Source organism: Nitrospira sp. Nam80 (assembly GCF_965152575.1).
Genome location: NZ_OZ224216.1, coordinates 158,610 through 170,120 on the forward strand (window position 1 = coordinate 158,610; position 11,511 = coordinate 170,120).

17 protein-coding genes are annotated in these 11,511 nt (G+C 57.3%); 10 read left to right on the plus strand and 7 right to left on the minus strand.

Annotated features, from left to right (window positions below):
• Positions 1 to 7 precede the first annotated feature (7 nt).
• Together ACWGXE_RS00775 and ACWGXE_RS00780 are read right to left on the minus strand one after the other, a co-directional pair.
• Positions 8 to 886 carry an NAD(P)-dependent oxidoreductase gene (locus ACWGXE_RS00775; protein WP_447600507.1) on the minus strand — a complete coding sequence of 293 codons (879 nt, stop codon included), beginning with the start codon at positions 884 to 886 and terminating at the stop codon, positions 8 to 10.
• A gap of 10 nt (positions 887 to 896) precedes the next feature.
• A complete protein-coding gene (locus ACWGXE_RS00780) occupies positions 897 to 1,700 on the minus strand; it encodes a 3'(2'),5'-bisphosphate nucleotidase CysQ (RefSeq protein ID WP_447600509.1) in 804 nt (267 codons plus the stop codon).
• Between the two features lie 142 nt (positions 1,701 to 1,842).
• Between ACWGXE_RS00780 and corA the strand changes: the two genes are divergently transcribed.
• Entirely contained in the window at positions 1,843 to 2,901 is a 1,059-nt protein-coding gene (corA, locus tag ACWGXE_RS00785; protein WP_447600511.1) for a magnesium/cobalt transporter CorA, read from the plus strand.
• A gap of 19 nt (positions 2,902 to 2,920) precedes the next feature.
• Here corA and ACWGXE_RS00790 read toward each other — a convergent pair whose 3' ends face one another.
• The 3 genes from ACWGXE_RS00790 to leuC form a co-directional block, all read right to left on the minus strand.
• Positions 2,921 to 3,268, minus strand: a complete 348-nt coding sequence (locus ACWGXE_RS00790) for a hypothetical protein (RefSeq protein WP_447600512.1) — start codon at positions 3,266 to 3,268, stop codon at positions 2,921 to 2,923.
• A gap of 50 nt (positions 3,269 to 3,318) precedes the next feature.
• Positions 3,319 to 3,936, minus strand: coding sequence for a 3-isopropylmalate dehydratase small subunit (gene leuD, locus ACWGXE_RS00795; protein WP_447600514.1), 618 nt, complete (start codon positions 3,934 to 3,936; stop codon positions 3,319 to 3,321).
• 89 nt (positions 3,937 to 4,025) lie between these two features.
• Complete coding sequence (gene leuC / locus ACWGXE_RS00800) at positions 4,026 to 5,429, minus strand: 3-isopropylmalate dehydratase large subunit (protein WP_447600516.1); 1,404 nt, start codon at positions 5,427 to 5,429, stop codon at positions 4,026 to 4,028.
• Between the two features lie 145 nt (positions 5,430 to 5,574).
• Here leuC and ACWGXE_RS00805 point away from each other — a divergent pair, with 145 nt between their 5' ends.
• From ACWGXE_RS00805 to ACWGXE_RS00815, 3 genes are all read left to right on the plus strand, one after another.
• Positions 5,575 to 5,766 carry a hypothetical protein gene (locus tag ACWGXE_RS00805; RefSeq protein WP_447600517.1) on the plus strand — a complete coding sequence of 64 codons (192 nt, stop codon included), beginning with the start codon at positions 5,575 to 5,577 and terminating at the stop codon, positions 5,764 to 5,766.
• Between the two features lie 127 nt (positions 5,767 to 5,893).
• Positions 5,894 to 6,358 (plus strand): hypothetical protein, encoded by a 465-nt coding sequence (locus ACWGXE_RS00810; RefSeq protein ID WP_447600519.1) that lies wholly within the window; start codon positions 5,894 to 5,896, stop codon positions 6,356 to 6,358.
• A gap of 96 nt (positions 6,359 to 6,454) precedes the next feature.
• Positions 6,455 to 6,925, plus strand: coding sequence for an MEKHLA domain-containing protein (locus ACWGXE_RS00815; RefSeq protein WP_447600521.1), 471 nt, complete (start codon positions 6,455 to 6,457; stop codon positions 6,923 to 6,925).
• Here the strand turns inward: ACWGXE_RS00815 and ACWGXE_RS00820 are convergent.
• Positions 6,905 to 7,123: a DUF1653 domain-containing protein gene (locus tag ACWGXE_RS00820; RefSeq protein ID WP_447600523.1), complete on the minus strand. Its 219-nt coding sequence runs from the start codon at positions 7,121 to 7,123 to the stop codon at positions 6,905 to 6,907. The two genes, ACWGXE_RS00815 and ACWGXE_RS00820, sit on opposite strands and share 21 nt — an antisense overlap.
• Positions 7,124 to 7,381: 258 nt before the next feature.
• On the opposite strand from ACWGXE_RS00820, the gene ACWGXE_RS00825 reads away from it, so the two are divergent.
• The 6 genes from ACWGXE_RS00825 (at position 7,382) to xth (ending at position 11,172) form a co-directional block, all read left to right on the plus strand.
• Positions 7,382 to 8,068 carry a tetratricopeptide repeat protein gene (locus ACWGXE_RS00825; RefSeq protein WP_447600525.1) on the plus strand — a complete coding sequence of 229 codons (687 nt, stop codon included), beginning with the start codon at positions 7,382 to 7,384 and terminating at the stop codon, positions 8,066 to 8,068.
• Positions 8,069 to 8,150: 82 nt separating this feature from the next.
• Positions 8,151 to 8,369 (plus strand): hypothetical protein, encoded by a 219-nt coding sequence (locus ACWGXE_RS00830; RefSeq protein WP_447600527.1) that lies wholly within the window; start codon positions 8,151 to 8,153, stop codon positions 8,367 to 8,369.
• Between the two features lie 27 nt (positions 8,370 to 8,396).
• On the plus strand, positions 8,397 to 8,843 hold the full coding sequence (locus tag ACWGXE_RS00835) for a hypothetical protein (RefSeq protein ID WP_447600529.1): 447 nt from the start codon (positions 8,397 to 8,399) through the stop codon (positions 8,841 to 8,843).
• Positions 8,844 to 8,854: 11 nt separating this feature from the next.
• On the plus strand, positions 8,855 to 9,685 hold the full coding sequence (locus ACWGXE_RS00840; protein WP_447600530.1) for a mechanosensitive ion channel domain-containing protein: 831 nt from the start codon (positions 8,855 to 8,857) through the stop codon (positions 9,683 to 9,685).
• Between the two features lie 157 nt (positions 9,686 to 9,842).
• Positions 9,843 to 10,220 carry a hypothetical protein gene (locus ACWGXE_RS00845; RefSeq protein WP_447600532.1) on the plus strand — a complete coding sequence of 126 codons (378 nt, stop codon included), beginning with the start codon at positions 9,843 to 9,845 and terminating at the stop codon, positions 10,218 to 10,220.
• 178 nt (positions 10,221 to 10,398) lie between these two features.
• The gene (gene xth / locus ACWGXE_RS00850) at positions 10,399 to 11,172 is read left to right on the plus strand and encodes an exodeoxyribonuclease III (RefSeq protein WP_447600534.1); all 774 of its coding nucleotides are present in this window, start codon (positions 10,399 to 10,401) and stop codon (positions 11,170 to 11,172) included.
• 53 nt (positions 11,173 to 11,225) lie between these two features.
• On the opposite strand, the gene ACWGXE_RS00855 is transcribed toward xth, so the two are convergent.
• Complete coding sequence (locus tag ACWGXE_RS00855; protein ID WP_447600536.1) at positions 11,226 to 11,408, minus strand: hypothetical protein; 183 nt, start codon at positions 11,406 to 11,408, stop codon at positions 11,226 to 11,228.
• Positions 11,409 to 11,511 lie beyond the last annotated feature (103 nt).

Here is an 11,511-nt window from a genome sequence, read left to right on the forward strand (position 1 = left end):
CGGCGGGCTAGGATGGCGACGTACGGGGTCCACGTGGATGAATGGCTTCGTAGAGGGCTGAATAATCCATGTCCCCCAACCCTTTATCAATCGTCTCGGACAGAAGCGGAACGACCGCCTTGAGAGGGCCGGTCGATAACCCGTACGCTTTCGCTTCATCGAGAATGAGGCGGACATCTTTCAGCAGATGTCTCGTGGAGAAATTGGGATTGCGGTAATCTCTCTCCAGGAGGCGGGGAAGTTTCTTGTCATAGGTCGGTGCAAAGAGGGCGCTGTTCCGCAGCACCTGCATGAACAGCTCCACGTTAATGTCCTCGCGTTGAATTAGGCCAAGACTGAGCGAGAAGGCCGCCGTTTCCGCCGCAATCAGTTGATTCAGGGCCAGTTTGAAGGCTGCCGCTTTCCCAACCGGTCCCACATACACAGGGGAACGGGTCAAGGGACGAAAGACTTCGCCCAGCCGATCGAGCTGGTTGTTCGTGCCGGCGAATAGGATGAGAAGCTCTCCGTTCTTCGCTTCGTTCACACTCCCCAATACCGGTGCTTCGCAGTACTCGCCGCCCCTTTCTACTATGGCCTGCTCGAACGATCGGCTTTCGGCCGGTGCGATCGTCCCCATTTGAATCACCGTTCGTCCGGCCAGCTTTGGGCCGTGGTGGCTAAGAAGCATGGATTGGATGGCCGGTGCGTCCGCCAGCAGCAGGATGATCGCGTCAGACCCGCTCACCGCATCTTCGCTCGAGCCGGCAATCGAGATGCCCACTTGCGCCAGCGGCTCGGTTTTCGATCGCGTGCGGTTATAGACGGTGACCGGTAGACCGCTGGCATGGAGGCGTTGCGCCACCGCCCTTCCTAAAACGCCTGCTCCGAGGATAGCTACCCGCATGTTGCACCTCTTATCCCTTGCTTGAGGGCATCGGTGGAGTCAATGAACTGAGAATGGTACGAAGTGATGGATGGATGCCTCGGCCTGTCGCGAGGATGCCATGGAGCCTGGTATCCGGTTGATTGAACCGGACACGCCGTCCGGGGATATCGGTAATGGTTCCTCCATTTTCTTCGATCAGCAAATCTCCTGCCGCGACATCCCATTCATTGCCGCCTTCCAGCATGACCGCCGCCGCGGCTCGGCCTGCCGCGACATTGGCCAGCGCATAGGCAATCGATCCCACCGGCTTGCACTGCGCCCGATGCAAAATCGACTGAAACCGGCCTTGTCGCAGATCCGATGGATTGACGAGCACTAGCGGAAGCCCATTCTGAGCTCGTGCCACGCTTGGTTCCGTGGTCTTCGGAGTGCATTCGATCCCCCGGCCTCGTATCGCAGTGAACAATTCGCCCGTTGATGGGTTGAGGATAGCCGCGACGATCGGGTATCCGTTTTCGATCAATGCGGCGGAAATGCAGAATTCCGGAAGCTTTTTAATGTACGCGCGCGTCCCATCGATAGGGTCCAGAACCCACACTCGTTTTCGGTTCAATCGATCGAGGTCATCCGGCCGTTCTTCAGACAGCCAGCCATCGTCTGGAAAATGACGGCCGACCGCTTCATGAATCATTCGATCGACCAGCCAATCCGCCGTCGTGACGGGAGAATGATCGGCTTTTGTATGGACCGACAAACCCTCGCCGGCCAGGTCAAGCGCTTGCCGGCCGGCCTGTTTCATGGCCTCGACGAGGATCTGTAGTTCCCGTTCCATCGGATTCCTATTCCCAATCTGCCGACTTCACCGTTCTCTTGTACCTTATCAGGTATTGTCGCCCCAGCAAAATCGACCCCGGTATGGCGCATGAGAATAGTCTTGACCATGCCTAGGCGGCCGCGCTAAAGGAGGCGCCATTATGAAATTGGTTCAAAAGCGCTCGCGGAAGGCCGGTCTGCCTCCCGGGACTCTTGTACACATCGGTGAAAAAAAGTCCGAGACGGTAAAAATCACCGTGTTCGATTACGATGACAGCCATTTTCAAGAACGCCAGGTCGCCAAGGCGGAGGATGTCCCGATCGCGCCGGATCCCTGTGTGACATGGGTGGATGTCGGCGGTGTGCACAAAATCGAGGTACTGGAATCGTTCGGGAAGTTGTTCGGCCTCCATTCGCTTCTGCTGGAAGACATCGCCAATACCGATCAACGGCCGAAACTGGACGACTACGGCAGCTACGGCTATGTCGTGTTGAAGATGCTCTACGAAGGCGGACGCCGGGGAGACATCATGGTGGAGCAGGTGAGTCTGGTATACGGGGAGAATTTCCTGCTGTCATTTCAAGAAAACGGCGGGGATGTGTTCCAGGCGGTGAAAGACCGCTTGCGCTCGGGGAAGGGGCGCTTGCGCCATGCGGGCTCCGATTATTTACTCTATGCCTTGATCGATTCGATCGTCGATCGGTACTTTGTGGTGCTGGAAACGGCGGGGGAGAGGATTGAAGCGCTACAGGATCTCGTGGTTTCCAATCCCCAGCCGGAAACGTTGCGCGAGATTCATGCGCTCAAGCGGCAGCTCTTGTTCCTCCGGCGGTCGGTCTGGCCGCTGCGGGACGTGATCAATAATCTCTCGCGGGCCGAAGGCCACTTTTTGCAGGGATCGACGAAAGTGTTTTTTCGCGATGTCTACGATCATCTGGTGCAGATCGTCGATACAATCGAAAGCTTGCGGGAAATGGTGTCGTCGATGTTGGAAATATATCTGTCGAGCGTCAGCAATCGCCTGAATGCCGTCATGAAAGTCCTCACCATCATTACGACGATTTTCATGCCATTGAGCTTCATCGCCAGCATCTACGGGATGAACTTCGAGCATATGCCCGAATTGAAGTCCAGTTGGGGCTATCCCGCCGTGCTGCTGACTATGGGTGCGATCGGGACCGCGATGTTGTTCTTTTTCAAGCGGAAGAATTGGTTATAGAAGGGCGCCGGTCATGATCTCATTCCACAATCTCGACGCGGTCGACGAAATAGGTGGTTTCGCCGAAACAGGTCGTCGGGATGTACCGGTATTCCTTATAGTGAAGCACAACCCGTTTTCCCATTTGACCGTCCAATTGCCGGGCCACCGCGTCATCCCACACGCTGAAATCCCACAATAACGGAGCCACGCCGGGCACGGTCGTCATGGCAAGCTCTCCTTCGTGGGTTTTGCAGACCCAGCCTTTGCGCGAGAATTTTTGTAAGTATCCTGCCCGCTCGCCGTCGGAATAACTCCAGTTGAACACCACGATCAGATAGGCGGCAATGCCAAAGAACAACAGAACAACCAACAGCCTAAGCTTCATGGTACACGCGCACGAACGCTTCGCTACGATTCATCGTTCCTCCTGAAGAGTTACAAATCACGAAACAGCCACGGCGCCTCGGCTTTGCGGCGCCGTTCGTATGCCGCAATGGCATCCTGGTGCTGCAAGGTCAATCCGACCGCATCCAAGCCGCGATACAGGCAATCTTTCCGGAACGGATCGATATCAAAATGATAGACCGCGCCGCCGGGGGTGGTGACCGTCTGAGCTCCGAGGTCTACCGTCAGTGTGGATCCTTCCGTCGCATTGAGGCCGCCGAAGAGCGCCTGCACTTCCTCATGGGTGAGGACGACCGGGAGAATGCCGTTCTGGAGGCAGTTATTGAAAAAAATATCTGCGAAGCTGGGCGCAATGATGCAGCGAAAACCTTGATCCAGCAAGGCCCAGGGGGCATGTTCTCGCGACGAGCCGCACCCGAAATTATCGCGGGTCAATAGAATGGTCGCGTGTTGGTATCGAGGTTGGTTCAAGAAAAATGTGGGGTCAGGCGAGCCGGCATTGGTCTTTCGCCAGTCATAAAACAGGCCTTCCCGCAGTCCGGTCCGCTTGATGGTCTTCAGAAACTGCTTGGGGATGATTTGATCGGTATCGACATTGAGCCGGTCCAGCGGGGCGACCAGCCCGGTTAATGTTGTAAAAGGCTGCATGTCTAGTTTTCCATGTTATCAGTTGACCAGTGGGTCATTGAATCTTGAAATCCCGGTGTTGCGATGACTCACTGATGCAGTCGTCGCTTTCAGCTCCAGTGCCGGATGTCCACAAAATGTCCCTCGATGGCCGCGGCCACGGCCATGGCCGGAGAGACGAGATGGGTCCGTCCCCCGGCTCCCTGGCGGCCCTCGAAGTTGCGATTACTGGTCGAGGCGCAACGCTCCCCCGGTTGAAGCACATCGGCGTTCATCGCCAGACACATGCTGCACCCGGCCTCCCGCCATTCGAAACCCGACTCTTTAAAAATCCGGTCGAGTCCTTCCTCCTCCGCTTGCTGCTTGACCAAGCCCGAGCCGGGGACGACCATCGCGTGGACGCCCTGCGCCACCTTCTTGCCCTTGGCAAAGCCGGCGGCCAGCCGCAGGTCTTCGATACGGGAATTAGTACAGGATCCGATAAAGACTTTGTCGATCGAAATCTCAGTCAGCGGAGTGCCGGGCGTAAGTCCCATATACGCGAGCGCCCGTTCGGTCGCATGGCGGAGTTTGTCATCCTTCATCTCGCGCGGATCGGGGACCGTTCCATCGACGCCGGTCACCATGCCGGGGCTCGTGCCCCAGGTGACCTGAGGCGCAATCATGTCGGCCCTGAATTCGACGACCGTATCATAGGCCGCGCCCGCATCGGTTGAAAGTTGGCCCCACGCACGCACCGCTTGCTCCCAATGGGCGCCTGTTGGAGCCATGGGGCGGCCCTTGATATAGGAGACGGTGGTGTCATCGGGCGCCACCATGCCGGCTCGCGCTCCCCCTTCAATCGACATGTTGCACAGAGTCATGCGGCCTTCCATCGTCAGGGCGCGGATCGCCGGCCCGGTGTACTCGATCACATGGCCCGTGCCGCCGGCGGTGCCGATCTTTCCGATGATGGCCAGAATAATATCCTTGGCTGAGCAGCGGTCGGACAGAGTTCCGACTACGCGAACCTCCATGGTCTTCGGACGTCTCTGTAGAAGGCATTGCGTCGCCAAGACATGTTCGACTTCGCTGGTTCCAATCCCGAAAGCCAAGGCCCCGAAGGCTCCATGCGTCGATGTATGCGAGTCACCGCATACGATCGTCATGCCGGGAAGGGTAAAGCCCTGTTCCGGTCCGATGATATGCACGACCCCCTGCCTGACGTCATGCATACCGAAAAAGGTGATGCCGGCTTCGGCGCAATTTTCTTCCAACGTTTGAATCTGCTTCGCACTGATCGGATCGGCAATCCCGAATTTCCGGTCGGTCGTAGGCACATTATGATCGGGAACGGCGAGCACGGCACCCGGCCGGCGGAGCTTGCGGCCCGCTATCTTGAGTCCTTCGAAGGCCTGAGGGGAGGTGACTTCGTGCACCAGATGCCGATCAATATAGAGCAGCGTCGTCCCATCCGGTTCTTCCCGTACGATATGCTGCTCCCAAATCTTGTCGAATAGCGTTTTTCCGGCCATACAGAGGCTCCTTGCTCTAACGTCCCGTCTCCATTACGGTCCATCGATTGAAGGGAAGTCGTATTATACATGCTTCACCGGACGATCGCACCTGAGGGCGAGCCGTCACGCTTCAGATTTGGCCGGCGGCAGCCGATAGAAGGACATGGACGATGGATCCGTCGAAATCAACCGCATGACCATTCCCCGCTGGACGATCAAGCGGGATCCACGAGCCACCGCTTGCGCCGGCTGCGGTTCCATTATCGTCAAGGTCACGGCGGAATGGCGCCAAGTCTCATTTTGTACATGCCGGCTTATCGAGTACCGAGTCCTGCCGAAAACCCGTCACGGTTGAGGACCGATCAGCTTCGCATCGGTGCCGTGAAATGAGGAGATCTCTCATGCTCCGGTATGCTTATGCAATCGTCATGGTCTTCGTAACAATTTCAGCTGGATCTACAGCAGAGGCGGGCGAGCACTCAATGCGCCTGAAGTCTGCCTACAACCTCACATGGATCAAGTCCCATTCTCGACCGTGCGAACCGGCGGATCTGCCCGGCATCTGGCGCCTTCTCACCTACGACAGTCCTCGTCGGTTCAAAAATCCTCATGCCCCGTATTTGCAACCGCACCAGCTGTTTCAGTTTACCAGTAACGGCGGAATGAGATCAGTCCATTCCTCTATTCCCATCCGGGACAATCCGGTACAGGTCTTTCAGGGAAGTCCCTCGGACATGGCCTATTCGCTTGAGCCTCACGGACTGCTGTTGGTGCAGGCTCATGGGACGGCCGAAACCAAAGAGAGCTGGCAATGTGTCGCAATCATGCATGATCGGTACGATGGACAGCGCCATCCGGCGATGAAGCGAGGCGATATCCTGATGAAGCTGATCGGAACACGCGGGCAGATTTTGTTCGTGCGCCAGCTGCGAAAAGAGCCTGCCTAAATCCGCCTTGCCTCTGAAACCCGCACATGGTACGCAGTAAGTGACGCTATCGCTCAACTGTTCTGACCGGTGGTGGTATGACTGGTGGTGGTATGAATGGATGAGATACCTATTTGGACTCGCCCGTCCGTGGCGGCATGGTGCCGGACTCTTCTCGCGAGCTATTGGCATTGGACCGGTTCAGAACTGATCGCGCCGTCTGCCGATAGTGCTCGCCGGATACAAGCCCTCTTTTTCGCTCCTTTTGTTCTGGTCTCCCATGGGATCGAAGAGGATCCCGTCCTGAATTACGGCAACCGGATGGCGCTGGACCTGTGGGAGATGTCATGGGAGGAGCTGACCGCCACGCCCTCCCGCCTGACGGCAGAGCCGATCAATCGGATGGAACGGGAACAGATACTCGAGCGAGCCAGGAGCCGCGGGCACATCGCGGATTATCGCGGGGTACGCATCTCCAAGTCGGGACGGCGGTTCCTGATCGAGCACGCGGTGGTGTGGAACGTCATTGATATGGCCGGCCGCCGCTTGGGTCAGGCGGCAACTTTTTCAAAGTGGACCTTCCTGTAAGAATTGAAATCGGGACACCGCCTGCCCGTCGATGATAACGTTTTCGGCGAACATCTCCTTCGGTCTGATCCACCATCCTCCTGCTCCGTATAACTGGCGATAGACCACGAATTCCTCCTCTGTCTCGGAATGCCTGGCCAGCCCTAGGACTTCGTATTCTCCACCTTTGTAGTGCCGATAGCGACCTGGTTTGATCATGGTGTATTCTCTCCGTGGCTCACTATAGCGGAGGCAGAATGAGGGAACAATCAAGAGGAGACCGACGGGCTTCCTGGGATTGCCGGGCCTCGGAGACGGTCAAACTTTTTCAGAACGCAGACGGTCCATCCCGACTCGGGGGATTGGCCCGTGAATTAATGGACGCGATGTATTATCGTGAAATGGCGCCGCCCACCGGCGTTTGCGAAGGTTCATCAGCTGTTCGGTGGAAGCGAGCAGTGAGCAACTGATCCTGTCATGACGCTTCGAAGAGAGGGTCGCGTCATAGCATGGATACTGGCCTTGTGCGTCGGATGCAGTCAGCCGACGTGGGAGGCGACCATGCAGGCCGGTGAGACGGCGATGCAGCGCGGGCAGTACGCCGAGGCCGAACGGATCTTTGCGGTTGCGGTGACCAGGGCCGAAGAGGCCGGCCGGAAGGACCGGCGGGTCGCGGTGAGTTTGTCGCGATTGGCCCAAGCCTACTCGTCGCAGGGCAAGTATGTGGAGGCCGAACCGGTCTATCTCCGGGCGCTTGAGATTTATCAGGAAGTGCATGGAGAACGTCACTTGGATGTGGCCGCGACGCTGAACAATCTTGGCGTCATTCATCGCATGCATGGCCAGTATGCCGACGCGGAGCGGCTCTTGACACGAGCCGTGCACCTCAAAGAAGAGGTTCTTGGAAAAGATCATCTGGATGTGGCGCTGGGGCTCAATAATCTGGCGACAGTGTATGTTGCGCAGGGTCAGTACAGTCAGGCGGCGCCCTTATTTCAGCGAGCGCTCGCAATCCGTGAAACCCGGCTTGGTCCCGACCATGCTGATGTCGCCAAGACTCTCGAAGAGTATGCGGCGTTGCTGCGCAAGGCCAATCAGTCTGCCGAGGCGGCCGACCTGGAGCTGCGCGCCAAGACCATTCGCGCCAAGCTACGGTCCGGATAGCGCCATGCCGAATCACCGGTTGAACCGGTCTTGAAGTCCGGTGTAGCGTAGATGGCCTTGCCCGTATGAGACACACTGATCCATGTCTGATCTACGAACCAAGGCCCTGATCGGTCGGTCAGTTGGGATCATGTCAATCGCGCTCGGCTTCGTGAGCGGTATCTATGGGCTCGAGCATACCGAAACCGTGTGGCTGCGCACGGCGCTTGGGCTGCTGGTGACGGGTATGCTGGCGCAAGGTTATGCCATGTATTGTTCGATTAGATGGATGCGTGAGAAGCCGGATGCCGGCTCGCAGTAGCGATCCGATCGATGGATATCAATGAATGTGAACCTCCATATCTTGCGGATGGTCTGGTTCGCGTTGCTGGTTTGCGCAATCGTGGCCGCGGGATGCGTCGGACCATGGCGGGATCGCTACCTTGACCGTGGTGTCAAGAAGCTCACCCAACGTGACATCACGGAGCGATTCGGCCCGCCGCACACGGCGAAGACGCCCGCATTGGGTGGAGATACGGTCTGGACCTACCGCTTTCCCATGAGTGATAAGGAGCTTCACCCATGGAATCCCGGCAACCTGACCACCGGCCCCAAGACTAGAAGCACTCCTTCGCCGTCGCCGTTTGGCAAGAGTCTGCCCGGAGGCGAAGAAAATTATCGGGAGCCTTTGTACTGTTATCGCTACACGTTGGCGTTCGATGAAGCGAAGGTGCTGAAGAATTGGAAGCGCGAGGATTGTGTGCCGAGACCCAGCGATGATGGTTCCACCCCCTGAGCGGAGTCCGCATGGCAAATATGTTCCCGGCCGTTGATCCCGCCCTTCTCTACGACATTCTCAAGACATTGCTGTTGCTGGCGGTGGTCCTGGCCTTTCGGACCATGCTGGTCCGCTCGGTCTCTAAGAGTCCCACGTTGACCCTTGAGGCCAAGCGCCGGTGGGTCGTCGCGATTCGCAATACGGCCGCGCTCGGTTTCCTGGCCGGCTTGGTGTTCATGTGGCTCCACGAGCTCCAAGCCTTCGCGGTTTCCATCGTCGCGATTGCTGCCGCCCTGGTCCTTGCCACCAAAGAGTTGATTCTCTGTTGGAGCGGGGCCGCATTGCGGGTCGGGGGTAAAGTGTATTCGGTGGGAGATCGGATTCAAATCGGCGGGTATCGCGGCGTGGTGCTCGATCATGATGCATTTGCGACCAAACTGCTCGAGATCGGGCCCGGCGTAACCTCTCATCTCTATACCGGACGCATCGTGGTGTTTCCCAACAGTCTGTTGTTTACCAATGGCCTCGTGAAAGAAAATCCGCCTCAGGATCATGGACTCTACGTCCTCAATGTTCCCCTGAGAAGCGAGGACGACTGGCAAGCGGCCGAACACACGCTGCTCGAAGCGGCGCAAATCGAGTGCGCGCCGTTTTTGGAAGAAGTGAACCGCCAGATGAAATTGTTGGAGCAGAGAAACTTATTGGAAGCACCGTCACCTGAGCCCCGGGTGACCATTCAACTGCTGGAGCCCGGCCGCGTGCATCTCGTCCTCCGCTATCCCGCTCCCGACCGCGGGCGCTCGCGCGTGGAACAGGCGATCATCCGCCGTTATCTTCGCGCGGCGAAAGACCTGCCCTGACCCCTTCGCCTGACTGAAAGCTCCGAAGGCCGGCCTGTGTCCGGCTGTCGCCCACTCCGCTTCTGCGAGGAAACGACAAACGATTGGCAGAATCGGCTTTTCGCGGTAGGTATGAAGATCGGTCGAGTCGTAGGTATTCACTCAAGGAGGTTTGCCGATGAAACAAGTTGTTGGGGCGGTCGCATTCGCCGGTTTGATGGGTCTCGCTTGCATGGCGTCTGCAAGCGAGGTCGGCCAGATGAAGGAAGAGTTCACCAGTGATATGGGCCGTATGGCGGACGATATGTCCGCGGCCAAGGAAGAGGCGCGACATGAAATGAACGAGACAAAAGACCGGATGAAATCGGAGGTGAAGGCCGGCAAGGAGAAGGCGAAGGCGAAACATAAACAGATGAAGAGTGACGCGAAGGCCAAAATGAAAGCGAAGAAGGAAAAGGTCCGTGCCAAGTCCAAGCAATTGAAGGATGCCGGCGAAGGAGCGGCGCACGAAGCCGACGGGATGGCGCAAGACTTTATGAACACGAAGCCGAACTGACCAACAGTACCTCGGATCCCCCTCTTCATAACCAGGCGCGGCCCGCAATCGGATCGTCCGATCGCGGGCCCCGCAGCAATCACCAGCCCCGCTGGCTCGTCTCAACGAGCAGGTTTTCTCTATCGTTCGCCTTGTTGCTGCCGGCACGGTCTGTTAAAATTCGCCGCCTGCATTGCTCATGAAGATCGCCACATTTAACGTCAATTCGCTTCGCAAGCGCGTTCAGATCGTGCTCGATTGGTTGGAACGTCACCAACCCGATGTCCTGTGCCTGCAGGAGACGAAAGTACAGGACAGTGAGTTCCCGCTTCTCGCATTCGCGTCATCCGGCTATGACATCACGTTTCGAGGGATGAAATCGCACAATGGGGTGGCGGTGCTGAGCCGCACCAAGCCGGATGCGGTGTTTTATGGGTTTGACGACGGAGGGGAACCGGACGATGCGCGCTTGATGCGGGTAGTCATCCAGGGCATTCCGATCGTGAATAGCTACGTTCCGCAGGGATTTGAGATCGTGTCACCGAAATACCGATATAAGCTGGCCTGGTACGATCGACTAAGGCAGTACTTTGATAAGCACCTGTCTCCGAAGGAGCCGGCGATCTGGTGTGGAGACATGAACGTGGCCCCACGGCCCATTGATGTCCACAGCCCGGAGAAACATCTCAAGCATGTTTGTTACCACGAAGACGCGCGCAAGGCCTATGAATCGACCGTTGCGTGGGGCTTCGCCGATGTCTTCTGCAAACTGTACCCGGATCGCCAGCAATACACATTTTGGGACTACCGCGCACCCAGCTCACTTGATGCCAACAAGGGCTGGCGCATCGATCATATTCTCGCGACTCCCCCTCTCGCCGAACGATGCACGGCGGTCGAGGTCGATCTTGAGCCGCGCCGGGCAAACGAGCCGAGCGATCATACATTTTTGTGGGCGGAATTCAAAATATAACAAAACGGCGGAGCGCGGCTGTCGACCTCGCTCCGGCCGCCTGAAAATGCTCGTCATCCCAATGTCTCGACCGGTTCCATCATGAACCGCTCGCTGATCTTTCCTGCTCTCCTATTCTGTTCGATAAGAGGGTCTACGATGGACCCGCAATTGATGCAGCGCCAGACGAATGTTTCCGGCGTGAAATCGGGTCGCCATTCATTCACCATCAATCCCTTGCATCGCCCGCATGTCATGGCTCCCACCTCCTTTTAGGATTGTGCTCTGATCCGTTCAGCCTTCCATGCGAGCGAAGGATAACAACGCGACATTAAAAAGGAGTTAATGGAAGGTTAAAAA

What these genes read in the sequence shown, in the direction of transcription:
- ACWGXE_RS00775 (WP_447600507.1), bottom strand. Translation starts at nt 886, where the DNA reads ATGCGGGTAGCTATCCTCGGAGCAGGCGTTTTAGGAAGGGCGGTGGCG.
- ACWGXE_RS00780 (WP_447600509.1), bottom strand. Translation starts at nt 1,700, where the DNA reads ATGGAACGGGAACTACAGATCCTCGTCGAGGCCATGAAACAGGCCGGC.
- corA (WP_447600511.1), top strand. Translation starts at nt 1,843, where the DNA reads ATGAAATTGGTTCAAAAGCGCTCGCGGAAGGCCGGTCTGCCTCCCGGG.
- ACWGXE_RS00790 (WP_447600512.1), bottom strand. Translation starts at nt 3,268, where the DNA reads ATGAAGCTTAGGCTGTTGGTTGTTCTGTTGTTCTTTGGCATTGCCGCC.
- leuD (WP_447600514.1), bottom strand. Translation starts at nt 3,936, where the DNA reads ATGCAGCCTTTTACAACATTAACCGGGCTGGTCGCCCCGCTGGACCGG.
- leuC (WP_447600516.1), bottom strand. Translation starts at nt 5,429, where the DNA reads ATGGCCGGAAAAACGCTATTCGACAAGATTTGGGAGCAGCATATCGTA.
- ACWGXE_RS00805 (WP_447600517.1), top strand. Translation starts at nt 5,575, where the DNA reads ATGGACGATGGATCCGTCGAAATCAACCGCATGACCATTCCCCGCTGG.
- ACWGXE_RS00810 (WP_447600519.1), top strand. Translation starts at nt 5,894, where the DNA reads ATGCGCCTGAAGTCTGCCTACAACCTCACATGGATCAAGTCCCATTCT.
- ACWGXE_RS00815 (WP_447600521.1), top strand. Translation starts at nt 6,455, where the DNA reads ATGGATGAGATACCTATTTGGACTCGCCCGTCCGTGGCGGCATGGTGC.
- ACWGXE_RS00820 (WP_447600523.1), bottom strand. Translation starts at nt 7,123, where the DNA reads ATGATCAAACCAGGTCGCTATCGGCACTACAAAGGTGGAGAATACGAA.
- ACWGXE_RS00825 (WP_447600525.1), top strand. Translation starts at nt 7,382, where the DNA reads ATGACGCTTCGAAGAGAGGGTCGCGTCATAGCATGGATACTGGCCTTG.
- ACWGXE_RS00830 (WP_447600527.1), top strand. Translation starts at nt 8,151, where the DNA reads ATGTCTGATCTACGAACCAAGGCCCTGATCGGTCGGTCAGTTGGGATC.
- ACWGXE_RS00840 (WP_447600530.1), top strand. Translation starts at nt 8,855, where the DNA reads ATGGCAAATATGTTCCCGGCCGTTGATCCCGCCCTTCTCTACGACATT.
- ACWGXE_RS00845 (WP_447600532.1), top strand. Translation starts at nt 9,843, where the DNA reads ATGAAACAAGTTGTTGGGGCGGTCGCATTCGCCGGTTTGATGGGTCTC.
- xth (WP_447600534.1), top strand. Translation starts at nt 10,399, where the DNA reads ATGAAGATCGCCACATTTAACGTCAATTCGCTTCGCAAGCGCGTTCAG.
- ACWGXE_RS00855 (WP_447600536.1), bottom strand. Translation starts at nt 11,408, where the DNA reads ATGACATGCGGGCGATGCAAGGGATTGATGGTGAATGAATGGCGACCC.